Origin of the sequence: Pseudomonas silensiensis (genome assembly GCF_050434865.1) — a bacterium.
Lineage (GTDB): Bacteria > Pseudomonadota > Gammaproteobacteria > Pseudomonadales > Pseudomonadaceae > Aquipseudomonas > Aquipseudomonas fluorescens_W.
In genome coordinates this window covers 116,940-142,114 of sequence record NZ_JBNDJH010000016.1, presented here as the reverse complement: position 1 = coordinate 142,114, position 25,175 = coordinate 116,940, and the positions used below count along the sequence as shown (strand labels likewise).

Annotated in this window: 26 protein-coding genes; 14 read left to right on the top strand and 12 right to left on the bottom strand. The window is 60.9% G+C overall.

Annotated elements, in window-relative coordinates:
• Positions 1-111 precede the first annotated feature (111 nt).
• Positions 112-1,464 (top strand): 3-oxoacyl-ACP reductase, encoded by a 1,353-nt coding sequence (locus tag QF010_RS22230; RefSeq protein ID WP_429533964.1) that lies wholly within the window; start codon positions 112-114, stop codon positions 1,462-1,464.
• Positions 1,465-1,466: 2 nt separating this feature from the next.
• Positions 1,467-2,321, top strand: coding sequence for a MaoC family dehydratase (locus QF010_RS22225; RefSeq protein ID WP_429533963.1), 855 nt, complete (start codon positions 1,467-1,469; stop codon positions 2,319-2,321).
• 86 nt (positions 2,322-2,407) lie between these two features.
• Here QF010_RS22225 and QF010_RS22220 read toward each other — a convergent pair whose 3' ends face one another.
• Positions 2,408-2,821, bottom strand: coding sequence for a response regulator (locus tag QF010_RS22220; protein WP_033059532.1), 414 nt, complete (start codon positions 2,819-2,821; stop codon positions 2,408-2,410).
• An 84-nt stretch (positions 2,822-2,905) separates the two neighbouring features.
• Positions 2,906-3,103, bottom strand: a complete 198-nt coding sequence (locus tag QF010_RS22215; RefSeq protein WP_429533962.1) for a Flp family type IVb pilin — start codon at positions 3,101-3,103, stop codon at positions 2,906-2,908.
• 320 nt (positions 3,104-3,423) lie between these two features.
• Here QF010_RS22215 and cpaB point away from each other — a divergent pair, with 320 nt between their 5' ends.
• The 8 genes from cpaB to QF010_RS22175 are packed head-to-tail and all read left to right on the top strand — an operon-like array spanning position 3,424 to position 10,929.
• Entirely contained in the window at positions 3,424-4,374 is a 951-nt protein-coding gene (gene cpaB, locus QF010_RS22210; RefSeq protein WP_429533973.1) for a Flp pilus assembly protein CpaB, read from the top strand.
• Between the two features lie 21 nt (positions 4,375-4,395).
• Complete coding sequence (locus QF010_RS22205) at positions 4,396-5,667, top strand: type II and III secretion system protein family protein (protein WP_429533961.1); 1,272 nt, start codon at positions 4,396-4,398, stop codon at positions 5,665-5,667.
• Positions 5,664-6,860 (top strand): CpaE/TadZ family protein, encoded by a 1,197-nt coding sequence (locus QF010_RS22200; protein WP_033059539.1) that lies wholly within the window; start codon positions 5,664-5,666, stop codon positions 6,858-6,860. Before QF010_RS22205 ends, QF010_RS22200 begins: the two co-directional genes overlap by 4 nt.
• Complete coding sequence (locus QF010_RS22195; protein ID WP_429533960.1) at positions 6,857-8,137, top strand: TadA family conjugal transfer-associated ATPase; 1,281 nt, start codon at positions 6,857-6,859, stop codon at positions 8,135-8,137. Before QF010_RS22200 ends, QF010_RS22195 begins: the two co-directional genes overlap by 4 nt.
• Before the next feature lie 10 nt (positions 8,138-8,147).
• A complete protein-coding gene (locus QF010_RS22190) occupies positions 8,148-9,032 on the top strand; it encodes a type II secretion system F family protein (RefSeq protein WP_429533959.1) in 885 nt (294 codons plus the stop codon).
• Positions 9,029-9,919 (top strand): type II secretion system F family protein, encoded by an 891-nt coding sequence (locus QF010_RS22185; RefSeq protein WP_429511192.1) that lies wholly within the window; start codon positions 9,029-9,031, stop codon positions 9,917-9,919. The genes QF010_RS22190 and QF010_RS22185 overlap by 4 nt, the downstream gene beginning before the upstream one ends.
• Positions 9,920-9,929: 10 nt before the next feature.
• A complete protein-coding gene (locus QF010_RS22180) occupies positions 9,930-10,640 on the top strand; it encodes a tetratricopeptide repeat protein (RefSeq protein WP_429533958.1) in 711 nt (236 codons plus the stop codon).
• 13 nt (positions 10,641-10,653) lie between these two features.
• Positions 10,654-10,929 (top strand): DUF3613 domain-containing protein, encoded by a 276-nt coding sequence (locus tag QF010_RS22175; protein ID WP_033059547.1) that lies wholly within the window; start codon positions 10,654-10,656, stop codon positions 10,927-10,929.
• A 92-nt stretch (positions 10,930-11,021) separates the two neighbouring features.
• Here the strand turns inward: QF010_RS22175 and QF010_RS22170 are convergent, their stop codons facing one another.
• Complete coding sequence (locus QF010_RS22170; protein ID WP_429533957.1) at positions 11,022-11,804, bottom strand: response regulator; 783 nt, start codon at positions 11,802-11,804, stop codon at positions 11,022-11,024.
• A gap of 113 nt (positions 11,805-11,917) precedes the next feature.
• On the bottom strand, positions 11,918-12,388 hold the full coding sequence (locus QF010_RS22165) for a prepilin peptidase (protein WP_123369221.1): 471 nt from the start codon (positions 12,386-12,388) through the stop codon (positions 11,918-11,920).
• Between the two features lie 75 nt (positions 12,389-12,463).
• Between QF010_RS22165 and QF010_RS22160 the strand changes: the two genes are divergently transcribed.
• The gene (locus QF010_RS22160) at positions 12,464-12,904 is read left to right on the top strand and encodes a TadE/TadG family type IV pilus assembly protein (RefSeq protein ID WP_033059552.1); all 441 of its coding nucleotides are present in this window, start codon (positions 12,464-12,466) and stop codon (positions 12,902-12,904) included.
• The gene (locus QF010_RS22155) at positions 12,901-15,654 is read left to right on the top strand and encodes a PAS domain-containing sensor histidine kinase (RefSeq protein WP_429533956.1); all 2,754 of its coding nucleotides are present in this window, start codon (positions 12,901-12,903) and stop codon (positions 15,652-15,654) included. Before QF010_RS22160 ends, QF010_RS22155 begins: the two co-directional genes overlap by 4 nt.
• On the opposite strand, the gene QF010_RS22150 is transcribed toward QF010_RS22155, so the two are convergent.
• From QF010_RS22150 to QF010_RS22130, 5 genes are all read right to left on the bottom strand, one after another.
• Positions 15,624-17,606: a pilus assembly protein TadG-related protein gene (locus tag QF010_RS22150; RefSeq protein ID WP_429533955.1), complete on the bottom strand. Its 1,983-nt coding sequence runs from the start codon at positions 17,604-17,606 to the stop codon at positions 15,624-15,626. The genes QF010_RS22155 and QF010_RS22150 overlap by 31 nt on opposite strands.
• A 150-nt stretch (positions 17,607-17,756) precedes the next feature.
• The gene (locus tag QF010_RS22145; RefSeq protein ID WP_046054509.1) at positions 17,757-18,314 is read right to left on the bottom strand and encodes a DUF4136 domain-containing protein; all 558 of its coding nucleotides are present in this window, start codon (positions 18,312-18,314) and stop codon (positions 17,757-17,759) included.
• Between the two features lie 54 nt (positions 18,315-18,368).
• Positions 18,369-18,983, bottom strand: coding sequence for a DUF4136 domain-containing protein (locus tag QF010_RS22140; RefSeq protein WP_429533954.1), 615 nt, complete (start codon positions 18,981-18,983; stop codon positions 18,369-18,371).
• A 12-nt stretch (positions 18,984-18,995) separates the two neighbouring features.
• Complete coding sequence (locus QF010_RS22135) at positions 18,996-19,745, bottom strand: methyltransferase (protein ID WP_033059558.1); 750 nt, start codon at positions 19,743-19,745, stop codon at positions 18,996-18,998.
• Positions 19,745-20,047, bottom strand: coding sequence for a MazG-like family protein (locus tag QF010_RS22130; protein WP_033059559.1), 303 nt, complete (start codon positions 20,045-20,047; stop codon positions 19,745-19,747). The genes QF010_RS22135 and QF010_RS22130 overlap by 1 nt, the downstream gene beginning before the upstream one ends.
• 162 nt (positions 20,048-20,209) lie before the next feature.
• Between QF010_RS22130 and QF010_RS22125 the strand changes: the two genes are divergently transcribed.
• Both QF010_RS22125 and QF010_RS22120 read left to right on the top strand, forming a co-directional pair.
• Entirely contained in the window at positions 20,210-20,503 is a 294-nt protein-coding gene (locus QF010_RS22125; protein ID WP_033059560.1) for a hypothetical protein, read from the top strand.
• A gap of 241 nt (positions 20,504-20,744) precedes the next feature.
• Positions 20,745-22,094: an MATE family efflux transporter gene (locus QF010_RS22120; RefSeq protein ID WP_429533953.1), complete on the top strand. Its 1,350-nt coding sequence runs from the start codon at positions 20,745-20,747 to the stop codon at positions 22,092-22,094.
• Here QF010_RS22120 and QF010_RS22115 read toward each other — a convergent pair.
• Genes QF010_RS22115 through QF010_RS22105 form a run of 3 tightly spaced genes read right to left on the bottom strand, consistent with a single transcriptional unit; the run spans position 22,088 to position 25,089 of the window.
• On the bottom strand, positions 22,088-22,963 hold the full coding sequence (locus QF010_RS22115) for an alpha/beta hydrolase (protein WP_429533952.1): 876 nt from the start codon (positions 22,961-22,963) through the stop codon (positions 22,088-22,090). The two genes, QF010_RS22120 and QF010_RS22115, sit on opposite strands and share 7 nt — an antisense overlap.
• Positions 22,964-22,981: 18 nt before the next feature.
• Positions 22,982-23,764, bottom strand: a complete 783-nt coding sequence (locus QF010_RS22110) for a DUF4123 domain-containing protein (protein WP_033059564.1) — start codon at positions 23,762-23,764, stop codon at positions 22,982-22,984.
• The gene (locus QF010_RS22105; RefSeq protein ID WP_429533951.1) at positions 23,761-25,089 is read right to left on the bottom strand and encodes a contractile injection system protein, VgrG/Pvc8 family; all 1,329 of its coding nucleotides are present in this window, start codon (positions 25,087-25,089) and stop codon (positions 23,761-23,763) included. The genes QF010_RS22110 and QF010_RS22105 overlap by 4 nt, the downstream gene beginning before the upstream one ends.
• Between the last annotated feature and the right edge of the window lie 86 nt (positions 25,090-25,175).

Sequence of the window (25,175 nt, the reverse complement as noted above, 5' to 3'; positions counted from 1 at the left end):
TCCTATTCTGTGAAGGCCATAACCCACAAGCGTAGGCCTAATCTCGTGAATCGAACGACTGATTGCGATTCATGGTCCACACTTTGAACCCCAGCTGCTGGAGCGCGTTCCATGTCTGACCGTTATATCGACTTCGCCAATTCGTCCATCGGCCATCGTGTGGTCGGGGCCCTGGGTCTGCCGTCGCCGGTTCGGCTGGAGCGCTGGCAAGCAGGCCGGCTGCGGCCTGTAGAGGGGGCGCTGTTGATAGGCGGAGGCCCGTTGACGGAGAACATCGGCACCTTCGCCAACCGCCTGACCGACGCGATCTACAGCTACGGCACCGAGCCTTCACTGGCCACCGCGTGGATTCCCGGCCACGGCCCCAAACTCAAAGCCGTGGTGTTCGACGCCAGCGACCTGGTGCAAACCGATCAACTCAAACAGCTGCGCGAATTCTTCCAGCCGTTGATTAAAAACCTTGATCACAGCGCGCACCTGGTGATTCTGGGTCGCGCGCCGGAGACCTTGAGCGATCCGTTCGCCGCCAGTGCCCAGCGAGCGCTGGAAGGCTTCAGCCGTTCGTTGGCCAAGGAGCTGCGCAGCGGCGGCACCTTGCAGCTGATCTATGTCGGCGAAGGGGCGGAGGATCAACTGGAAGGCCCGCTGAGGTTTTTCCTCTCGCCCAAAAGTGCGTTCGTTTCCGGACAAGTGATTCGCTTGAATGCCTGCGACACGCAGGTGGCGGACTGGACTCGCCCATTGTCTGGCCGTAAGGCTCTGGTCACGGGCGCGGCACGCGGCATCGGCGCCTCCATCGCCGAAACCCTGGCTCGCGACGGGGCCGAAGTGATCCTGCTCGACGTAGCACCCGCCAAGACTGACCTCGAAGCCCTCGCCGCACGCCTCGGCGGACGCAGCATCACCCTGGACATTTGCGCCGAAGACGCCGCCGCGCAATTGGTCGAGCAACTGCCCGACGGCATCGATATCGTGGTCCACAACGCCGGCATTACCCGGGATAAAACCCTGGCCAACATGACCCCGGAATTCTGGGACGCGGTGCTGGCGGTCAACCTGAATGCGCCGCAAGTGCTGACCAAGGCACTGCTCGACAGCAGCACCCTGCACGACAACGGCCGGGTGATCCTGCTGGCGTCCATCAGCGGCATCGCCGGCAATCGCGGGCAAACCAATTACGCCGCGAGCAAGGCCGGGCTGATCGGTCTGGCCCAGGCCTGGGCGCCGCTGCTGAATCAGCGCGGCATCAGCATCAATGCGGTAGCACCCGGTTTCATCGAAACCCAGATGACCGCGCACCTTCCGTTCGGCGTGCGTGAGGCCGGGCGACGCATGAGTTCGCTGGGCCAGGGTGGCCTGCCGCAAGACGTCGCCGAAGCGGTGGCGTGGCTGGCTCAACCGGGCACCGGCGCGTTCACCGGGCAAGCGTTGCGAGTGTGCGGACAAAGTGTTTTGGGGGCTTAGGCATGATCATCGATTGGCACCTACTCAACCGCGAACCGAGCCTGTCGGGACTGTACGTGCGGGCCGCGACGCGACGCAAAATCACCGGCACCACCCTGCCCGATTCGGGTTTGCGCTGCTGGATCAATGTCGATCCGAAGCGCCTGGCGGACTATCGCAAGGTCTGCGGTTTTGCCGAGAACGGTTTGTTGCCGCCAACCTATCCACACATCCTCGCGTTCGCCTTGCAGATGCAGTTGCTGACGGCCAAGGAGTTTCCGTTCCCGCTGCTGGGGTTGATTCACCTGAGCAACCGCATTCGTGTCTTTCGCCCAATGGGCGGTGTGAATCGCGTGCGGGTCAGCGTTCAGGTGCAAAACCTTCAGCCACATGAAAAGGGCGCGATGTTCGATTTGGTGACCACGCTCGACGATCAGTTAGGAGCGTTGTGGGAAGCTGAAAGCCAGATGTTGTGCCGCGGGGTCAAGCTCGCAGGCGAGCCCGTAGAAGACGTGTTGGCATCGACGCTGGAAATGTCGGAAGTGGCGCACTGGAAAGCGCCGTCGGACATTGGGCGGCAGTACGCCAAAGTGTCCGGCGACTACAACCCGATCCACCTGAGTGCCGTCAGCGCCAAACTCTTCGGTTTCCCGACGGCCATCGCCCATGGGTTGTGGAACAAGGCGCGTACCCTTGCGGCGCTTTCCGATTATCTGCCGGCGGCGAATGTCGAGATTGCGGTGCAGTTTCGCAAACCGGTGCGGTTGCCCAGTGAAGTGACATTACTGGCCAGTGCGGCAGGGTCGAGCGGGGATTTGCTGTTGGTGGGTGCGGGGGGGCTTGAGCATATGGAGGGGCATTGGCGGCCGGTTGCCTGACCTGATCGCTCCCTTGCTCTGCGTTCGGCTCTTGGGACGCAGAGCGTCCCTGGCTGCATTCCCACGCAGAGCGTGGGAACGATCAATCACGGACTGACTAAATCCACGCGCGGCAGTGGAAACAAATTATTCAACGTCTCCAACAACCGCACGTGATAAATCGGCTTGCGAAACAGGTCGAGCACCTGCAACCGCAACATGTCACTGACATCCTCCATGTCCGCATGCCCCGACGTCACAATCACCGGCAAATGCTGGCGGGACGTATGCTCGCGCAACCGCTTGATCAACGACATGCCACTCTCCTCCGGCATCCGCAGATCAGTGATCACCAACGCAATATCAGGGTGACGCGTCAGATGTTGCAACGCGAGTTTGACCGAGGTGGCGGTAAAACAATTGAATCCCTCGCCCTCCAGCAATTCCGCCAATTCCAGCAGCGCATCCTCCTCATCATCGACCAGAAGAAGCTGTTGGCGTGGAAGTGAGGGAGCGTTCATGGGCAACACCTGCAATGGACTGAGCGCTGACGTTAGAAGCCCTTTGCGGGATTAGCAAGTAGCTGACCATTGACAGCAGGCAGGTCAAAGCGCGTTTTTGATAGTGGTAAACATGGTGGTGACAGACGTGGAGATCGGCGTCACAAACGCCGCTAAAGCGACTGCCACCATGCCCGCAATAATGGCGTATTCGATACCCGAAGCACCCTCGGTATCTTTGACCAGGCCTTTGTAAAAAGCGATTTCGGATTTGATCTTCTGAGCAATCTTGATAAAGGACATGGCAGTTCTCCTGAAAGACGACGGGTGTTGCACAGTCGCAACATGGTTCCCCTTTGCCAGCATCAGCATTGTCGGCATTCCCCGTGCCCACAACTGTAAGAACGAATTATCACTAAAGTATTAGTCGCTTCGTTGACGCCAAAAAAGCCTCATTTGCGCCCTGCCCCCTTACTTTCGTTAGTTATTTTCAGGCCCGTAATGGCTTTTTGCTCTAGCTGAGCTACCGTCAAATAGCGAAATAGTTCCATTTTATTGCTGCCTGATTGCGAAGTTGACTCGTTGGATGCGATGAGGTCTCAAGCAGCAGGAAAGGGAGAGCCATCACGAACAGTCGTATCACTCTGGGCCTGGCTGGTTTGTTTCTGGTGGGCGCCATTATTGCCGGTTACTGGGGCCTCACGCTGAGCCGCCAACCCGCTCCCGAGCCTGTCGTGCAATCCGCAATCGTCACGCCTGCACCCATCGCCCAGACGCCGGCCCCCGTAGACGACCCCACTCGCCAACCGGTGGTGGTGCTGCTGCATGATGTGCCACCGTTCGTGCCGATCAGCGCCGCCGACGTGACCCTGGAAAACCTCCGTACCGTCCCGACCGGCAGCCTGAGCCGCCTCGATCAAGCGATTGGCCGAACGCCTTGGCGCGCCCTCAGCGCCGGCACCTGGCTCAATGATGAAAGCTTCGAAGCCGGCGGCAGACTGGCGCGGATGATTCGTCCCGATGAACGCGCCCTCGCCGTCGCGGTGGATGAAGTGATCAATGCCGGTGGGCAACTGACACCGGGGGACTATGTCGATGTGCTGCTGTTTCTTCGCATGGACAACAACAACCTTCAGCCGTCGGCGCAACTGGTGGTGCCGGCCTTGCGGGTACTCGGGGTGGGCGAACAGATGGGGTTGACCAACGACGGTCAACCCGCAAGCCCGGCCCGCAGCCTCGAAGAAAAACTCAGGCAGGAACAATTGCGCCCCAGCGCCCGCAGCGTCTTGCTTGCCGTCCCCGAACAACTATTGAGCCGCCTGATGTTAGCGGCCCAGGCCGGCGTGTTGCGCCTGGCCGTACGCAGCGCCGATGAAAAACGTCTGGCTCGTTACTGGGCCGGCGAACGCGATTCATCGGCCAATCTTGCCAATGCCAACCGCGAGTTGATCCAGTTCAGCCAACTGGCCATGACGCCCCCACCCAAACCTGTCGTCACCCACGGCGGCACAGCACCGCGCAAGTCGAGCGTGGAAGTCATCCGCGGCAACGAAATTACCCAACAAACCCCCTGAATCGAGCAAGGACGCATCTAAATGCGCAGTCGTTCCATGCCCCTTTTTCAAGGCCTGCTCTGGATCTCTTTACTGAGCGGCGTGCCGCTTGGCGTAACGTTCGCCGCCGCCGGCAATTGCGCCGCGCTGGGTTCGTTGCCTGCAGTGCTGGAAGTCAGTGAAGGGCTGCAACAGGAGGTGCAATCGCCGGTAGCAATCACTCGGGTGGCGGTGGGTGACCCGAAAATCGCCCACGTGCGAGTCAACGGCAATCAAGCGTTTCTGCTAACCGGGATGGCCCCCGGCGCGACCAGCCTGATGGTCTGGACCGCCTGCGCCAGCGCTCCGCGCCAAAGCATGGTGTTCGTTCAGGGCAAGGCCACCGCGGCGATGACCAGCGCAACACGGTTACCCTCTGATGACCCACTGCTGCCCTCGCAAGTACAGACCGACATTCGTTTTGTCGAAGTCAGCCGGACCAAACTGAAAGAGGCCGGCACGTCGATTTTCGGCAAGGGCTCGAACAACTTCCTGTTCGGCGCACCCGGTACCGTGCCCAACACGGCCGTGACGCCGGGCGTGGTGCCGCTGCCCAACATTAATCCCCGGATCGCAGTGCCCAGCATCCCGTTGCTCAACGACAGTTTCAACATTGTCTGGGGTGGTGGCAGCAGCAAATTCCTCGGCATCGTCAACGCCCTGGAAGGCAGCGGCTTCGCCTACACCCTGGCACGGCCGAGCCTGGTGGCCCTCAGCGGGCAGAGCGCGAGCTTCCTGGCCGGTGGTGAGATTCCGATCCCGGTGCCCAGCGCCAACAGCAACAGCTACTCCATCGAATACAAGGAATTCGGCATCCGCCTGACGCTCACACCGACCGTGGTCAGCCACGACCGCATCACCCTCAAAGTGGCGCCGGAGGTCAGCGAACTCGACTTCAACAATGGCGTGACCATCGGCGGCACCACCGTCCCGGCGTTCACCATTCGCCGCACCGACACCAGCATCTCGCTGGCCGATGGCGAGAGTTTCGTCATCAGCGGTTTGATCAGCACTCACAACATTTCGCAAGTCAGCAAGTTTCCAGGCCTGGGCGATATCCCGATTCTCGGTGCGTTTTTTCGCACCTCATCGGTCAACCGCGAAGAGCGTGAGCTGCTGATGATCGTCACGCCGCACCTGGTCCAACCGTTGGCTGCCAACGCACAACTGCCGTCGTTGCCGGGTGAAAAGCTGCGCAACTATGACCCGAACTGGTATCGCTTGTACTTCCTCGAAAACGGCGACTTCGATAAACGCAGCGGGTTATCGCAATGAGCCAGAGCCAGAACCTGAGCCAGACTTTCCTCGCGATCACGCGCAACAGAACCGACCTTGAGTGGCTGCAAGGCTCCCTCGCCCCGTTGGGCCAAGTGGTCAGCGCCGGCAGTGGCAGCCTCGACGAGTTGCTGGCGCTGGTGGACGTGACCTTCGCCAGCCTGGTGTTCATCGGCCTGGACCGCGAACACGTGGTGGCCCAAAGCGCACTGATCGAAGGCGCCCTGGAAGCCAAACCGATGCTGGCGATCGTCGCGCTGGGCGATGGCATGGACAACCAACTCGTGCTCAATGCCATGCGCGCCGGTGCGCGGGATTTCGTCGCCTATGGTTCGCGCTCCAGTGAAGTCGCGGGGTTGGTGCGACGGCTGAGCAAACGCCTGCCGCCCGTGGCCCCGAACACCCAAATGGGTGGCCTGACGGTGCTCTACGGTGTGCAGATCAACGCCGACGGCGCGCTGCTCGCCACGCACTTGGCGCAAGTGGTGCACAAGAGCGGACAGCAAACGCTGTTGCTGGACCTGGGCCTGCCGCGCGGTGACAGCCTGGCCTTGCTCGGGCTGGAGAGTTCGTTCCACTTCGGCGATGCACTCCGGCACTTGCGGCGCCTCGACTCAACGCTGATCGACAGCGCGTTCACCAACTGCGCCGCCGGGTTGCGGATCCTCGCCTACGCCAACCACGATGAGCCGCTGGAACACACCAGCACCGCCGAGTTGTACATGCTGCTCAGCGCCCTGCGCCAACACTTCCAGCACATCGTGGTGAACCTGACTGGCCAGCCGGACAGCGAAGCGCTACGCACCTTCGTCACCCATTGCGACAAGTTGCTGTGGTACACCGATCAGAACGTACTCGACTGCCGTCGCAACCTGGCGGTACTCAGCCTGTGGCGTGAAAAAGGCATGAAGCTCGATCACGCCAGGCTGCTGGTGGATCGCTACCTGCGCAACGTCGCACCGGACGCCGACACCCTGAGCAAAAGCTTCGGCATGGAGATCATCGCGACCCTCGTCTACAGCCCGGAAGTTCGACTTAACGCCAAGAACCAAGGTGTGACGCTGTTTGAACTGGCCCCCCGCGAAGGCCTGACTCAAAGCCTGCGCGCCCTCGGCGATCAGTTGGCCAAGCGCTCCGAGGGTCTGGCCAAACCCAAGTCTGGCTGGTTCAACCGGTTGAGGGGTGCGCAATGAACGGTGAAAAACTCTTCGGTGCCCCTGTACGCACCACCAGCGGCAACACCGACCACGAAGGTCTGAAACTGGTGCTGCACCGCTACATCATCGACGCCATCGAAGAGTCCGGCAAAAACCTGCTGGAGGGTTCGAGGCAGGTGCTCTCACAGTTCGTCATCGACAAGGTTGCCGAGTACATCGCCCGGCTGCACCTGGCGATTTCCCGCTATGAAATGGAGCGCCTGGCCGAAGAAATCGTCGACGAACTCACCGGTTTCGGCCCTTTGGAAGTGCTGCTGCGAGACCCGGCGGTGACGGAGATTCTAGTCAACGGCCCGCACCGGGTGTTCATTGAACGCGACGGCGTACTGCATCAAAGCGACCTGCGCTTCATCGATGCGCATCACGTCGAACGGGTCATGCAACGGATCCTCGCGCCCCTCGGTCGACGGCTCGATGAGTCGTCGCCAATGGTCGACGCACGACTGCCCGACGGTAGCCGGGTCAACGCGATCATTCCACCGATTGCCCTCGATGGCCCCTGCCTGTCGATACGTAAATTTCGCAAGGACATGCTCAACAGTTCGGACCTGATGGCGATGCAAACCATCGATCAGGCGATCTTCGACTTTATTCAGGAGGCCGTGGGCAAGCGCTGCAACATCCTGATCAGCGGTGGCACCGGCACCGGCAAGACCACGCTGCTGAACATTCTCAGCCAGTTGATCAACCCTCACGAACGAATCGTCACCATCGAAGACGTCGCCGAACTGCAACTGGGCCACCCTCACGTGGTGCGTCTGGAAACCCGACCGCCGAATGCCGAAGGCCACGGCGAAGTGAAGTCCAGCGACCTGATTCGCAACGCCCTGAGGATGCGCCCGGACCGAATCATCCTCGGCGAGATTCGTGGCGTCGAAGTGGTGGACGTACTCACCGCAATGAACACCGGCCACGACGGTTCCATGAGCACCGTGCACGCCAACAACGCCCAGGATGCGCTGTTGCGCCTGGAGACATTGGTGGGCCTGACGGGCCGCGCCATCGCCGAACGTACCTTGCGGCAAATGATCTGCGCCGCACTGGATGTAGTGATCCAGCTGACGCGCATGCCCGACGGTCGCCGCTGCGTCAGCGAAGTGGTGGAGGTGATCGGCTTGCGTGATGACGTGTATGTCACCAACACGTTGTTCCGGCTCGACCGGCGTAGCGGTTTCGGATTCATGCGCGAGGCGGTCAACCCCGCCGGCGACAAACTGCGCCGTGAGTTGGCGCTCACTCCCTCCGCTTACTGAAGGCCACGGCATGCTCAAACCGGTGCTGCTCATCCTCGCTTGCCTGGTCTTGCTCGGACTGTCGATCCGCCTGTTTTATCGCGGTTTGCGCCAGACCGGCACCGAACGGGTACTGGGACGCCTGAACCAGGGGCAACCGCAGCCGGTGCAGGCAAAAACCTCCTGGGTGGGTCTGGATCGGGCTTTTCTGCGCGCCGGCCTTGGGCGTCCCTCTGAGCGTCTGGGGGTATGGCTGCTGCTGTGGGCCTTTGGCGTCTTGCTAGGATTTGCTAGCGGTGGCTGGGCGGGTTTGCTGGTTCTGTTACTGCTGCCGCCGTTGGTTCTGCGTCTGTATGTCAATTGGCGTTATCAGCGCCGACTCCAGCGCATGATCGAACAGCTGCCACCCATGCTCGATCACACCGTGCGCAGTCTGAAGTCCGGGCGCACCCTGGCCGATGCAGTGCTGGGCGCCATCGACGTCGCTGAAGACCCACTGAAAAATGCCATGGGGCGGATTCAGCGCAACGTGCAGCTGGGGGTCAGCCTGCCGGATGCCGCGGCTGACCTCGCCGAGCTGTATGAGAAAGACGAACTTCGCCTGTTCGCACTCGGTTTGAAGGTCAATCACCGCTATGGCGGCAATGCCAGCGAATTGCTGGAAAACCTGATCAAGATGATTCGGGAGCGCGAGCAGGCTGCGCGCCAGCTCAGGGCCATGACCGGTGAAACCCGGGTAACCGCGTGGGTCCTGGGCTGTTTGCCGATTGGCCTGGCCGGCTATTTCCTCGCGACCAACCCCCATTACTTGCTCGCCATGTGGCACGACCCTTCAGGGCAAATCATGCTCGCGTCCGCGTTCGGCTTGCAGGTGGTCGGCAGCCTGGCGCTCTGGCACATGTTGCGCAGCGTATGAAAGTGCCTTTGCTGATCTGCGCATTGCTGTTTCTGGGCGCAACCTTGTTGCTGCTCAGCGGTTTGCTGGAACACCGTCGGCGGGTTCGCCAGGTGGCGCAACGACTCGACGGCAAACTCGCGAACGACCACCGGGTGGATCAGTGGCTGCAGGTGCTGGGCAGCAGCCGGATCGGCCAGCGCTCGGTCAACCTGGATAACGAAACCCAGGCATTGCTTAACCGTCTCGGCTGGCGCAGCGCCCGGCGACGTTCACTGTTCGCGGCGTTCCAGGTAGGCGCTCCGGTGCTGGCACTGGCCCTGACCTTGCTGATCCAGGGCGTGTTCTTCCCTCATACCGACAACCACTGGATGGCCCCGGTGTTCGCCACCGGCATCGGCTATCTGTTGCCCAAACGGTTGCTGGCCGCTGCCGCGCAGCGTCGGCAGAAACAACTGGCAACCGAGATTTCCACCTTCATTCCGTTGCTGCGCATCCTGTTCGAATCGGGCATGGCGGTGGAGCAGTCGCTGCGAGTGTTGAGCAATGAAGGCAAACAATTATTACCGGCCCTGACCCATGAGTTGCGTCTGGTATTGGCCCGGGTCGATTCCGGCCTGGAACTGGGTGAAGAGCTGAACAAAGCCACCCGATTGCTGGCCGTCGACGAGTTCACCGACACCTGCGTCATCCTTGAGCAGTTGATCCATCAGGGGGGCGGGGCGATGAAATCCTTGCTGACCCTCAAGCAATTGCTCGATGACCGGCGCCTGACGCGCTTGCAGGAATACATCTCCAAGCTGTCCGCCAAAATGTCCGTCGTGATGATGCTGTTTCTCTTCCCGGCGTTATTGATCGTACTGGCCGGCCCGGGCTTCACCGCCCTGTCCCATGCCTTTGGTTCTTAGAGGGATCGTTATGAAAGCAATCATTGCCGGTTTGAGTCTGCTGCTGTTAGGCGGCTGCGCAAGCAACGGTGCGACGCCCTGGAGCGCCCTGACCAACACGGCCAGTTGCGGCAAGCTGACCTCCGAAGAACAGCTGTCGCTGAACCTCGCCGATGACATGGCCAATGACGGCAAACTGCACGCCAGTCTCGCCAACCTGCAAAGCCTGCCCGACAACCTGGCCGACGTGCGCCTGCGCAAGGCCAAGGTCTATCGACTTCTGGGCCGCAGCGAAGCCGAGCCGTTGTACCGCAGCCTGCTCGGCAGTTGCCTGGCTGCCCAAGCCGAACACGGCCTGGGCCAACTCGCCGCCGCCAAGGGCGACAACGGCCTGGCACAAGCCCACTTGCAACGGGCCGCGCGACTGGCGCCGACCGACGAGAAAATCCGTAACGACCTCGGTGTGGTGTACCTCAACCAACTACGCGTCGAGGATGCGCGTTTTGAATTTCTGACGGCCATGGAACTCAAGCAAAGCGATCAACTGGCCGCGTTGAATCTGGTCACGCTGCTGATCTACCAGGACGACTGGAGCCGCGCGGCCGAACTCGTCAGTAGTCTCGGCCTGAGCCCCGCCCAAGTCACCGAAGCCCAGGCCCGCGCGCAAAGACTCAAGACACCGGGCAAGTCCGGCCCGACCGCCGTAAACCAGGTCGCCGTCGCCATACCGACGCTTCAATAAGGAGAGGCTTTTGATGAAACCCACCATCCTCTGCTGCATCGGCCTGCTGGCCCTGCCCCTCACCGCTCACGCCATCGACCCCGGCCCCGCTTCGGCCCAACAACAGGAAACCGAAGGCTGGCTGCAACTGCAACGCAGCAACAAAGCGGCGTCCCAGAAACCGCAAACCTCAACCGCGACCGAGCGCGAACTGAGCATGCAGCGTTGGTTGAAAAGCTATCAGCATGAGATCCCGGAGTACTTTGATCAGTATGAAAGCGGGCAGGTGGATGGTGGAACGGGGGGGTAGTCTAGATCGGGGGGTAATGCCGCCAGCGAAGGAGCGCGTAGCCTTGGTAAGCGGCCGTTACCGCAGGAATGGACAGGTACACCAACAAATACCTAATGCGTAGTTACCCCCTGACGCAATCCAGAATGACCGGGTAACAACGCCAGCGCCAACTGCGTCCGATTATGCATATGCGTCAGCCGCAAAACCTGCGACACATAGAGCTTCACCGTGCTCTCAGTAATCCCCAACTCACAGGCAATCTGATAATTCGTCTGCCCCTTCCCCACCAACCGCGCCACCTCCCACTGCCTTGGCGACAGCTGACTGAAAATCGCCGGGATCTCAACCCGATCCACAGCACTGACATCCTCATCAGAGGAAACCGATAACCGCGGCCCACGCCGAACCTTATCCAGATCCTGATACAGATCATCGATCGACTCGGCAAGGTACTGCAGCTTCTGATCCAGATGCCCCAGCTGCACATTCTTCTGCCGTTCCTGCAAAACCACTACCTGACGCGCAATCCCTTCGAGCAACTCACCCAGATTAATCGGCTTCTGGTAGTAATCGGCAAACCCGGCCCGCAGAGCCTTGATCACATCCTGCTTGTCCGCACGCCCAGTGAGCATGATTGCTTCAAACACACGGTGCTTGCCGGATAGCCGTTGCAGCTCTTGAACCAGTTGAATCCCGTCCAGACCGGGCATGTGCAAATCGCAAAGCACCAGGCCGATCGCTTCGTCTTCATTGAAACGCTCGACGGCCTGTTTGCCAGTCTCGCAAGGAATGCAACGGTAACCGCGGCCTTCAAGAAACTCACAAAGCTGCGCGGCAATAAGCGGCTGGTCGTCGACCACTAGGATTTTTACAGCCCAAGAAAGCTTGTTCACGTGCGACTCCCTGCCGGGTCAACGTTGACCGTTCCTCTACAAACAACAACAGACTGGACAACTGCTGAATTGAAAGTAGACGTACTTTCCGACTCTGTACATAGAACGGGGGACTAGTGAAACCAGGCGAGTGTGAGCAACAGGCCCACCAATACGAAGGGTGCAAAGGGTTGTTTCTTTGACATTCCAGGCCCCAGATATCGAAGATGATCTCTAAGCCCTTGGCCCATATGAAGCCAGACTCTTGGCGCCAGCAGCAGCCACAGCACACTGGCCAATCCGGCACCGATGAACACGCCGAGCAGGTGCATGCCGTCAGTCGCCAGCCCCAGGCCGGTCATCAATTTCACATCGCCTGCGCCCAAGCGTCTCAGCGCATAACCGGGCAAGGTGAAAGCCAGCGCCAGCAAAAAAGCCCAGCCGCCCTGCACCGCCTCGGCCCCCAGCCAGGTAGTGCCCGTCCACAGGAGATACGCCAGCGCCAACACCGCGGCGCCAAGGGTCAGGCCATTGGCGATGTGCCGTTCTCGAGCATCCTGTGCTGCGCATAGCGTCAGCCAGATCAGTAGTACAAAGCTCTGCATCCGGTAAAAAACGTCCGTTTTGGCTGAATGATTCTATGCTGATATCACGTCGTGAATGTCAGGGTAGACGCAGTCATGAAAACAGGCCTCCCCCGTAAGCAAAAAGGCGCTGTAGCGATTGAATTCGCTTTGGTGTTTCTGATCTTTTTCGCCGTGTTTTATGGAATCGTGACTTACAGCTTGCCGCTGTTGCTGATGCAATCGTTCACCCAGTCGACCGCCGAAGCGGTGCGCCGAAGCGTGGCGCTGGATCCGAGCACCCCCGGATACGACACCGCGGTAAAAACCGTGGCCACGACAGAACTGAGCCGGCAGCTGGCCTGGATTCCTGCCGCACTGAATTTCAATGTCGCCACCGACGCCAGCGCCACCTACGTGGGCGGCGTGTTGAAGGTCAGCATCAGCTACCCCACCAGCAAACTGCAGCAGGTCATCCCGTTTCTGAACTTGCCGGGAATTGGCCAAGTGCCCAATCTGCCGGCAAACCTCACCGCCAGTTCGAGCCTGCAATTTTGAGTTCCGCAGACAAACTTTTCGGGCGCCTGCTTAACCGCCATCCGCCTCAGCCAGCGGACATGCCAGACACCCTGAGCGTGCAAAGTGTCGGCTTGCAGATGCATCTGGATGCCGAAGGTCGAGTGATTCACCTGACCGGCCCGCTGCGGCATGTGCTGGCTCAGCAGACGCCCGCAGCGCAAGCACCCCACCTGCTCGATTTCCTCATGCCCCACAGCGGCCTCGCCATTGAAGGTTCGCCCGTCGACTGGCAGGGACAGTCTCTGGACCTGGACTTTTACAGCCTCAATGGACAACCCCTGCACCTGCGTGGCTGGGTCCAGCCATTGGCCGATGCCTGGCTGTTGCAGTTGCTGGACATCGGCGACTTGTTGCTCGATCGCCGACAATCACGCAGCCGCGAACAATGCCAATTACTCGCAGCGCAGATCGGCGAACAGTTGCGCCGGTGCAACCTGACGCGTCTGCCCGAGGTGTTGGTGGAACAGCTGCAAGGCCTGGCCCAGCGTTTCCACATGCCATGCATTGCGGTGGCGTTACTCGATGAACAGGAAGAAGGCTGGCAGATACACCAGCAATACACGGCCTTCGATGCGCCCCACCTGTGGCAAAACGCTCAGCGCCTGGGCACGGGGCTCGACAGCCTGAACGGCTCTGCGCCGCAATGCCTGACGCCCGCTGAACATCCCCGTTTGCAAGGCATCTTCGGTAATGCCGAAGGGTTCGCGGTGCCCTATCACGATGCTCAGGGTGTGGTCGCCTGGTTGCTGTGTGGCCTTTATCCGGTGCAACAACATGCACCCGACCTGAATTATCGCGACTGGCTACAACTGACCGCCGCATTGGCAGGCCCGTTGCTTGAGCGCTTGCGTGAGCAGCGGCACCATCTGCAACTGGAACGGCTGGAGTCGCTGCAAGCCTTGCTCGGCACCGGATGGTGGGAGGTGTTCAGCGACAGTCGTGAGGTGCAATTGGCGCCGTCGTTGGCCAGTCACCTGAACCTTGCGATCGATCGTTTGCCTCTGCACGAGTGGCTGGATCGAGTGCACCCCGCCGACCGGGAAGAGCTGAGCAGTCGTCTGCAAGCCTTACAGGACGACGGCACCCCGCTGCTGCTGTGCGTGCGCCTGGCACAAACGCCGAACTGGTATCGCCTGCAGGGCCAGGTTCTGGGCCTCGGTAAAAACCGGCGGATGCTGGGTTTCATGCTCGACATCAGTGACATCAAAAACCAGGAGCAAAACGCCGCGGCGGCCCATGCCCGACTGGACAATCTGATCGCCAGTTCGCCGGCGGTGATCTACGTGCAGCGCTATGTCGAAGGTGCGCTGCAACCGACGTTTTTCAGTGACAGCCTACTGCCGCTGCTCGGCTGGACACTGGCTGATTGCACGACGGGAAACCTGATTGAAAGGGTGCACCCGGATGACCGCGATCGGTACTTCGAACGTACCCGACATTTGCTGCGTGAAGGTTCGGTGCGCGCCCGCTATCGGCTGCGCGACAGTCGCGGCGAATACCACTGGCTACTCGATGAAGCCAAGTTACTGCGCGACGACCTTGGCTTGCCGGTGGAAGCCGTCGGCCTGTGGCTGGACGTCACCGAAGCAACCCTGGCCGCCGAACAGGTGAAGCAGAGTGAAGAACGCTACCGGATCCTGGTGGAAGACTCTCCGGCGATGATCTGCCGCTACCGCCCGGACCTGACCCTGACCTTCGGCAACCGCCCGCTGGCGACTTACCTGGAGTGCCCGCCCGAACAACTGCCCGGGGTGAATCTGGGCAGCTGGATGTCGCCGGAACAGCGCGAAGCGTTTCTCCAGCGGCTCGGCCGACTCAGCCCGGAATTCCCGGTCAGCACCGCGGAAATCAACCTGCAACTGCCGGGACGGGAACATGCCTGGTGGGTGTGGTCGGATCGCGGGGTGTTCGATGAGGACGGCCATTTGTTGGAGATTCAGGCCGTGGGTCGCGACAACACCGAAGTGCGCCGCGCCCAGCAGCAGCTCACCCAAAGCGCAAAAATGGCCACCCTCGGTGAAATGGCCACAGGGCTGGCCCATGAAATCAATCAGCCGTTGAATGTGATGCGCATGGCCATCGTCAACGTGCTCAAGCGTCTGAGCAATGGCGATGCGCAGATCGACTACCTGACCGACAAGCTCAACCGCATCGATGCACAGGTCCAGCGCGCCGCGCGGGTGGTGGATCACATGCGGGTGTTTGGCCGCCGCTCGGAGATCGAGCAGCATCCGTTTAATCCGGCGCAAGCCATCGAAGGCACGCTGTCGCTGCTGGCCGAAGGGATGCGCGGCAAAGGGGTCGAACTGCGGGTCAACGAGACCGGGTTTGAAGTGCAAGTGCGCGGTTACGTCGATCAGCTCGAACAGGTGTTGATTAACTTGATGGTCAACGCTCGGGATGCATTGCTCGGCAAACGCGAGGCCGACCGCGAATTCAAACCGTGGATCTCGGTGTACGCCGAACGTGATGCGCATTCGGTGCGGCTGTGGGTCGAGGACAACGGCGGCGGTATCGATCCACGGTTGCTGGAGCGGATTTTCGAGCCGTTCTTCACCACCAAACCCGTGGGTGTCGGCACCGGGCTCGGGTTGTCGGTCAGTTACGGCATCGTCGAGAACATGGGCGGAAAACTGAGCGTCAGAAACTCGGTCGAGGGGGCACGGTTTTGTATCGAACTGCCGATTGCCGCCGACGATCAGATCGCCAGCGTCGCTCGTCCTGAGTGACAACTGAGGTTGGCGCCGACATCGACCTTGTTCAGATCGATCCCCAGGCTGAGCAGCAGTGTGTTGATCAAGGTGTCGAGTAACGGGCTGAGCACGCTGTTGATCGCGTTGACCAGCAATGTGGTGACACTGCTGAGGATGGCCCCCAGACCACCGACCAGACTGCCCGTCGGGCCGTACATGTCGACCTTGATGTTAGTCGCCGTGTCGGTAAGGCTGCTGACGATATTGCTGGTGGACCAGGAATAGTAGAACGGTGGCTGGTTGATCTCCGGCAGGCTGGTGGCCGGCGGAGCGGAATAGACGTGCGGCATGTTGGCGCTCTGTGCCACGGTGGTGTCGGCCATGATATCGATGCCGCCACCGACGCCTGGAATTCGCGGGTCACAACTGACGGGCAAGATCAGGAACCGGCGGCAGGTCTTCACCCCGATATCGATCACCTTCAACGGCTGTACCACCACGGTGGGCGGCGTGGTGTTGTTGCCGAAAACCGTGTTCGGATCGATCTTGCCGATTTTCAACTTCACCAGTGAAGTGCTGGTATTGGTGGTCAGGGATTTGTTGGTGGCGCTGACGCAGCTGTAGGCAGTGACGTAACTGTTAGCGCTCGCGACGTCCAGTGCGACATCGAGCTTTACGGTATCGGAAAGCGGCACGATCGAGGGTGTTTCACAGGCAGCCCCTAGCGCGCAGGTCAGTGAGTCAATGACACCGACCAGATTGAGATGCAGCAAGGCGTTCAAGGTATTGGTCAACGGTCCGGCAAGATCCGCCGCCGCCTCGAGCAAGGGTTGAATCGCACTCAGAATGGGCAAGTCGATCGACAGCAACGTACGCACCTGAGCGGTTTTCACATAGATCCGGTTGGGCCCCAAAGGCGCGAGCGCGGCGCTTTTCGGATTGCCGATGGCCGAGAGCTGTGGCGGCTCCAGTATCTGCACCCGAGCAGTGATTTGCGCGAGCCCCGCGAGGTTGATCGGCAGGGTCGCCACCAGGCCGTTTTTCTTGTTGGCCAGTTGCACGACGGCTTCGATCAGGTCGAACACTTTCAGGTTGGTCCCCAGCGCCGTCACGGTGCTGCCAGCCTCGACGTGCAGCACGTTGCCGAGTACGACGGTGGTTGCGCCTGCCGCGACTTTCAGCGCTTGAAGACTAGAAATGGTTGCGGTCGCGCCGAGTGTGCCGCCGGGGTCCAGTACATTGACGGCGGTCTGGATCAGCTGGCTGACGGCAATCGTATTGCTCAACACCTGGTCATACCCGGCAGCGCTGAGGTTAAGGTCGACCTTCAATCGGTCGAGGTAGCCGAGCAGGCTGATGTTGGTGTTCACCAGTCCGTTCCAGCCCGCCGCGTTGATGTTCAGGCTACCCCCGAGCAAACCACCGAACAGCGCGTTGAGCGTCGTCGATTTGCTGGCGTCGACGCTCAACGTCGTGCTGCGCAGGGTCAGCGAAGCCTGCGGTGGCGGCAATGCGGCGACAGCGCTGGCCGTCAGGTTGATGGTTGCCCCGCGTGGAGCGCCACCGAACAGGGCGCCGACACCGCCAGCGAGGCTCTGCGGGACCGAATGGCTGGCGATCACCCGAATGGCTTCGCTCTTGCTCGGGTCGGCGCCAAATACCCGAAGGTTATTGGCATCCAGGGTCAAGGCGCCGCAAGCGACCAGCAGATTGTGATTGGGGTCAGGAAGGGTGAAGCCGTTACGGTTTGCGCTGGCAGTGGCATAGACGGTGGCGGTGTTGCCAGCGGCGCAATCACCCCCTCGGGTGGAAGCCTCAAGTGCGGCCATGTCCGCTACGCGCTGCAGGTCACGTTTTTTCAGGTACAAACGCCCGCTGTCGACCACGACCAGCAAGAACATCAGGGCCATGCCCAATGTCAGCGCCGCCATCAAACCGATCGCCCCCCGTTGCCGGGACGGGCTGCGAAACTGCAAACGGGGAGACATCGCGCACTCCTTTGCCGGTGCACAGCTGAGGGCTACCTCCTTGGGTGAACAGCAGTGTAGACAAGACTTGGCTGGACTGCTGGCAACATGCCAGTGCAGAAAACAAAAACCCTGTACGAGCTGAGCTGCTCCTACAGGGTTTTGGGGTGTTTATTTCGGTGGATAGTTGGCGAGAATTCGCCCCACCGTTTCACGTATCGCCGTGCTGCGATCCGAAGGGTTCGGTGTGCGGCTGAGTATCTGCTCGTCACTGCCGCGCCACACCAGTTTGCCGTCCTTGCCATCAAGCAGGTCGATCTGGATGATCGCCACTTTGTAGCTGACGTTACGGGTTTCGTTGTACATCGGCCCCCCCCAGTAACCGTTCCATGGATTACCCCAAGCGCCGCCGTAGTTGGTGGTTACTTGTTGCTGGCGCTGCTCGACGATCAGATAGGTCTGTACGCTCAAATCGCCCTTTTTGCCATCCGCCGCCGGACGCAGGCCACGCTGATCCAGCTGATCGGTCACCGATTGGCGGATGCGTTGTTCAGTCAGGTCGCTCTTGATCCGCGGGTCATCGGGGCGATATTGCAGGGCGGGTTCTTTCCAGCTCCAGCTGCGATAGGCGGCGAAGTCGCGGCTGGCATCGAAGTCATGATTGACCTGGCTGCCGGCGCAGGCAGTGAGCAGCACGGCCACGGTCAGTAAAGCGAGACGGCGGAACATGATATTTCTCCGGTTGAAGACATGAACCTGCGTAATGCTTCTTAACTACAGAAGCTAACTAGGAGGATACGCCGACATCGCCTTTTCGACAGCCTCCCGTATCGCATCGACACGCTCGCTCTGGCTCCCGCGATTGCTGGTTTCGGCGCTGGCACTCCAGACCGGTTCACCGCTCTGAGCGTCAAACAAATCAACCTGCACCACCACGACCTGTTCCTGATAAGTCCGAACGATCGGCACGGTGTTGTACATGCCGTAACCGCTGCCGTAGCGGTTGTAACCGCCATAACCGCCGCCGTAGTAACCATAGTCGTCCTGAACCTGACGCAGGCGGGTTTCCAGGTGCAGGTCGGCGCTGACAAACAGGTCGGCCGGGCGGTTATCGTGCAGCGGGCGCAAGCCACGTTGATCAAGGGCATTGCTGACGGCTTCGGCAACCTGCGCCGAATCCGCCCAGGTGGTGCCCGGCGGCAACTGCCCGTTGAGCCAGGCCCAGCTGCGGTAACGCCCATAGTCGCGCGGCGGTGCCGGGTAGGCGCTGCGGTCAAAGGTGTTGGCGGCCTGAGGCGGCGCGGGTGGCAAGGGGTTGGATGACGCCACATAAGGGTTGCTGCCCTGACAGGCCGCCAACCCGAGACAGATCACCAATAACCCCGAACGACTGTTCATTTCGCGCTCCGATCAGACCGGCCGACAGATCCAGTGCAAGTAGCGCCCAAGCCCGGCAAAGCTTGGGTGACGGCGGTGGGCCAGCTCCATTTCCAGCAAGTCCACCAGTTCGGCGCGGGCCTGGAATTCCACCGGCATGTAGTCGTGAAAAACTCGCACCCCGCTCTGGGTTTCGACCTGCCACAGGCCTTCAAGTTGCGCCGCCAGTTCGCGCGGATCAAGCGGCTGCTGCGGGGTCAGGCTCTGTTTCTCGCCGGCCATGTCGTTCTTGCGCATCTTGCGGAAGTGGCCTTTGAGCAGGTTGCGATAGATCAACGCATCGCGGTTGTAGAAGGCCAGGGACAACCAGCCATCCGGCTTGGTCAATTGATGCAGCACCGGCAGGATCGCGTGAGGTTCGGCCAGCCATTCCAGCACGGCGTGGCACAGCACCAGGTCGTAGGGTTCGGTGAGTTGGCCGAGCAGATCCTGCCACGGCGCCTGAATGAACGTCGCTGTTTGTCCGGCGTCGGCAAAGCGCTGACGGGCGCCTTCGAGCATTGGCTCGGCGGGCTCGGCCAGTGTGACCTCATGACCACGCTGGGCCAGCCACAACGACATGTGGCCCAGGCCGGCGCCGATGTCCAGTACGCGCAACGGTCGGTCCGGCAGGGTTTCGGCCAGGTCGGCCTGAAGCACTGCCAAACGGATCGCGCCTTTGGCACCGCCGTAGATTTTTTCGGCGAAGCGGGTGGCCAGTTGATCGAAATGACGGTCGCTCATCAGCTGAACCTCCGTTCGCTGTCCGCGAGTTTGCTGCGCACCACTTCATTCATGTCCAACCCCAACTCGCTGCACAGCAGCAGTAAATAGAGCACGATGTCACCGATTTCCTGCCCGGCATGGGCGAGCTTGTCCGTCGGCAACTGGCGCGACTGGTCTTCGGTCAGCCACTGGAAAATCTCCACCAGCTCGGACATTTCCACGCTCGCGGCCATGGCCAGGTTTTTCGGGCTGTGAAATTGCCGCCAGTCATTGCGGTCACGGATGGCGTGCAGGCGTTCGGTCAGTTCAACAAGGTTCATCGGGCTCTCCTGAAGGCGTATAGCTTCGGGGGGATAAGGAATGAAGGCAAGCGGCAAGCGCTGCAAAACCACTATGCTTGGAGGGAACTCGGCACCCTGCTCGATAGCCCAAGGCTCAAGTCCGGCAACCCTGCCACCACTTTCATCAAGGACGCTCACAACATGCAGGTAGAAAGTTTTTTCGAATGGCTCGGCCAGGCACTCGGTTCGGTTATCCGCTTCATCGTTGACGGCCTCAGTGGCTTGTTCAATCTGTTGAGCCACGCCGGCAGCAACTTTGTCGAAGGGCTGTCCCGTGCGCTGGGCATGGACGCGTCGATCATCAGCATCATTGCGCTGATTTTGGGGTTGATGCTGTTGTGGTCGGCGATTCGGGCGTTCATGAATGCGTCGATCATCATGGGGATTATCTGGTTGCTGCTGGGGTTGTGGTTGTTGAGCTGGATAATCCATTGATCGGCTTGAGATCCAGCCCTCACCCTGGCCCTCTCCCGGAGGGAGAGGGGACTGACTGAGTTGTACTTTCGAGCGACATCGACCTGAAATTCCGCGTCGAACTCAGGTTTTGAAAAGCATGGAGATCAGCTCCCTTTCCCCCTCTCCCCACTGGGGAGAGGGCTGGGGTGAGGGGTCGATTTCTGATTCACAGCAAATCCCCAATCAACCGCTACAATGCCCGCTCCCCCAAGGAGCCTGCATGTCCAACCTGATCGCCGACTGGCGCGACCGCCCTACCCATCGTCGAGTGTGGGCGCTCGCCGCGCCGATGATTCTCTCGAACATTTCCGTACCGCTGGTGGCGCTGGTCGACAGTACCGTCATCGGCCACTTGCCCCACGCCCATCAGTTGGGCGCCGTCGCGGTCGGGGCCAGCCTGTATACCTTTCTCGCCTGGGCCATGGGTTTTCTGCGCATGGGCACCACCGGGTTCGCCGCACAGGCCGCCGGGCGTGGGGACGGCGCGGCATTGCGGCAGATTTTGTTGCAGGGTCTGTTGTTGGCCATGGGCCTGGCCATTGTCCTGGGAACACTGGGTGTGCCGTTGAGCGGGGTCGCGCTGCACTTCATGCAGCCGTCGGCGGAGCTGGATCAGCTGACCCGCGAATTTTTCCACACTCGCCTGTTCGGCCTGCCGGCAGCGCTGGCCAGTTATGCGTTGGTCGGCTGGTTCCTCGGCACTCAAAACGCCCGGGCGCCGCTGGCGATTCTGCTGAGCACCAACCTGGTGAACATCGCGCTGAACCTGTGGTTCGTCCTCGGGCTGGAGTGGGGTGTGGTCGGCGCGGCCCGAGCCTCGGTGATCGCCGAATGGACCGGCGCGCTGATCGGCCTGCTGATGACCCGCAATGCCCTGCGCGCCTATCCCGGTCACATCGCCTGGGCCGCGCTGGCGTTGTGGCAGAGCTGGCGGCCGCTATTGGCGGTCAACCGCGACATTTTCATCCGCAGCCTGGCGCTGCAATCGGTGTTTTTCCTGATCACCGTACAAGGCGCGCGACTGGGTGATGCCACCGTCGCCGCCAACGCGTTGCTGCTCAATGGCTTGCTGCTGACCGCCCATGCACTGGACGGCCTGGCCCACGCGGTGGAAGCCCTGTGTGGGCATGCCATCGGCGCTCGTGATCGAGAGGCCCTGCGTCGCTCGCTGGTGGTGGCTTGCGGTTGGTCGTTGCTGGCGAGCCTGGGTTTTGCCGTGCTGTTCCTGTTCGCCGGGCATCTGTTTATCGAGATGCAGACCAACATTCCGAGCGTGCGTGACACAGCATTCATCTACCTGCCCTACCTCGCCGCGCTGCCGCTGATCGCGGTCGGGAGTTACCTGCTCGACGGGTTGTTTATCGGCGCCACCCGCGCCCGGGAAATGCGCAACGGCATGCTGCTGACGGTGGTTTTGTTGCTGCCGTTCGCTTGGGCGCTGCAAGGTTTTGGCAACCATGGGCTGTGGATAACCTTTCTGTTGTTCATGTTGCTGCGCAGCCTGACCCTCGGCGCGTTTGCCTGGTACCTGCACAAAAACGACGGCTGGTTCGCCGGCAAAGCTCACTGAGTCGGCGTGGCGTTGACGAAGGCCGTGACCACATCCAGCACCGGAGCCAAACCGCGCATGGGCCGGGACAGCGTCGCCACCAGCGTGGCGTGGCTGGTGCGCGAGAAATACAGGTCCTGCACCGGCACGCCCGCCTCGCGCAGTTTGCGCGCCAGACCACCGGTGTTGCGGGACGGGTTGACCAAGTCATCGTCGCTCGCCGCGATCAGCAAGGCCGGTGGCGCGCCGCGACTGACATGATTGATCGGCTGCGACCGCGGCGGTGAATCCGGCCAGAAAAACACCGGGCGCACCTGTGGATTCTTGATCGGCAGAAAATCATAAGGCCCGGCCAGGCCGATCCAGCCGCTGAGGTTATGCGGCGACAGGCCCACCGCCTCCAGTAACCCAGGGTCCAGCGCCAGCATCGCAACGTTGTAGGCCCCGGAACTGTGGCCCATCAGGTACAACCGCTGCGGATTACCGGAATATTGACGGATGTGTTCATGGGTCCAGGCCACGGCCCGGGCGCCATCTTCAAGGAACAGCGGATAACGCACCTGCGGGTACAACCGATAGTCCGCCAGCACCGCCACAATTCCCCGGGACGCCAAGGCCTCGCCGACAAAAGCGTAATCGCTGCGTGAACCGCTGTTCCAGCTGCCGCCGTAGAAAAACACCACCACCGGGGCGTTTTTCATGGGAGGGCGCGGCACATACACATCGAGTTTTTGCCGCGGATCAGGGCCATAGGCAATGCCCTCGGTCTTGTCGAAGGTTGTGTCGGGGGTCAGCGCATTGAGCAACTTCAGCGGCGAGCACGCCGTCATCACGGCCAGTAAAACGCCGACGACAATCCGGCTGAACAATCGCCGCGTGGTGCTCGTCATCGATGTCGAACCTCGTGTTCAGGATTGATCGTTCTGCCACAGGTTGCGCAGGCTATCGAGACGCTCCTGCTGGGTGAGTCCCGGCAATGCGTGCCCAGGCAAAGCGCCGGGGTACTGCAAGCGTAGCCATAACCAGTCATCGAGTACCGGGCGCTCGGTAAAATCCAGCGCCAGCCCTTCCTGCAGGTGGGACCACTGCGTGTTGTAGTCAGTCCCGGTGGATCGACTCCAGTGCCAGGCATGTTGCTCCAGCAGGCAGGTTTGCAGTTTTTCCTGCTGGCGAGGACTGAGGTTTTCTTCAACCGCCAAAGGGCTGACGGCAAGCCCCGGATTGACCAGCTGCTGCCAGCCCTGACTGCCGATCGCGCGGTCGGCCCACGTCCCGCCGAACCAGCGCAAATGGCTGATAGGCCCCAGCCAGCGACTCAGCTCCTGCGCATCGCAGGCATCGAACAAATAACTGGCCGTTTGCGGGTTGTAGTAACTCAACAAGGCTCGGTGATGCAGACCGAACGTGACCGTGAGCATGCGGCGCAAATGCTCCAGCAACAGCGGCGACGACACCTCGCTGGCCATCAGCAAGCCGCGCCAGAGGGGCACTTCGCTGTCACATAACCCGACCAGCGCAGGGCATGTCCGAAGGTCGATCAGGGCCGGGCCGTGTTCACGCAACGCATGCCACTCAGTGCCTTCGAACAACCAGAACCACCGGGCATGTGCAAACTTCTGTTGTAGCATCGCCCCCGCCTGTGGCGCACCCGGCACATCCAGCAATAGCCATTGCGGGGTCGCGGCGATCATGCCGCACCGCTCCGGCCAAGCTGCATCGCCGCCCGGCAGGTGCAGAGGGCCTGCGTGCAATGGCTGAAACTGCCGCCACCGGGCAGCAGACAGAGCAACGTCAATGGCTCGCTCGATTGCAGAAACTCCAGCAAGCCCTCGACGTCATCTGTGGCGACTGTGCGTGGCGGGTCGACCTCCTCAGCATCGTCAACGGACGCAGGGGCGTGAAGAAACCCGGTAATCAACGGCTGATCCGGATCCCCCTCGATAAAGCTCACCACCACCTCGGCCCCTTCACTCAACCGCGTGAATGCCGCGTCGCCCAGCTCAGCGGCCAACGGCAGCCAACAGTGGCTCGGCGCCGCCCCTTCGCCCTGATAGAGCCAGTCAAATTGCACCGCCACCGGCCTGGACGGATCGGGGCATGACTCATCAATGTCGACCACCCAGGCCCTTTGCAGGCTGTGCATCCTGGGTTGCACTGCGCAATGAGGCGAAACAAAAGGCATCTGCCAGTGAGTCGCGCGGATCTGGTTGCTGTAGGACGCCGTTAAATCCTGGCGGCCCTGATGCTCGACGTGAGTCAGCAGCCAGAGATGATTCCAGTCGGCAATCGGATGGCCGGACAGCGGCATCAACTGACCGCTACGCAGCGCCGTCAGGTCCGTGCGACCTTCGGCAATCGGCGCGGTTCGTTGCCCGGCGCACCCCAGAAGTTTGAACTGACGCACGGCCGATTGCTCGCTATCTATCTGAAAGACCGCACGTTCACCACATCGAAAGTGCCCCTGACCATCACTAAAAACCACGCAATGCCCGCGCTCGCCGTGTTCGAAATGGTAGTGAAGCCGCTCCTGGGTACACAGGCGCTGGATAAATTGCAGGTCTGATTCCCGGTACTGCGTACAGAATTCACGGACCGGGTAATCGCCACTCAGCTCAAAGCGCCGACTCTTGCCGGCAATACCGTGCTCCTTGAGCACCTGACTGAGGATTTGCGGCACCGAACGCGCGCTGAAAATTCGCTGGCTAAAACGCAGGGAAAGGCACGCCAGCTTCGGCCCAAAACGTACGCGGCAAAGCCTGACAGCCGGGTCATGATCACGCTGGACGAGTTCATGCAATTGTCCGTGAAAGCCGTTTCCCGCAGGCCCGAGATGCAGAAAGGCCGGACGGTACAGCAGGCTTGCAAGGTCGAGTGTCGGGTCATCGATCAGCAGATCCACGTCGAACACAAAAGGCTCGCTGATGGCTTCACTACCGGTAAACGCCAAGACCTCGAAGGGGTCGGGCAGACCCTCTACATCCAGACGAAATGACGGCTCGTTGACTGGATCGAACATCGGCGATTCTCTACAGGAGGGGCGGCCGGGGATTCTCTCCGAGAGAGTTGGCCGAGTAGAGTGCCGAAGTACAACTTAGGAAATGA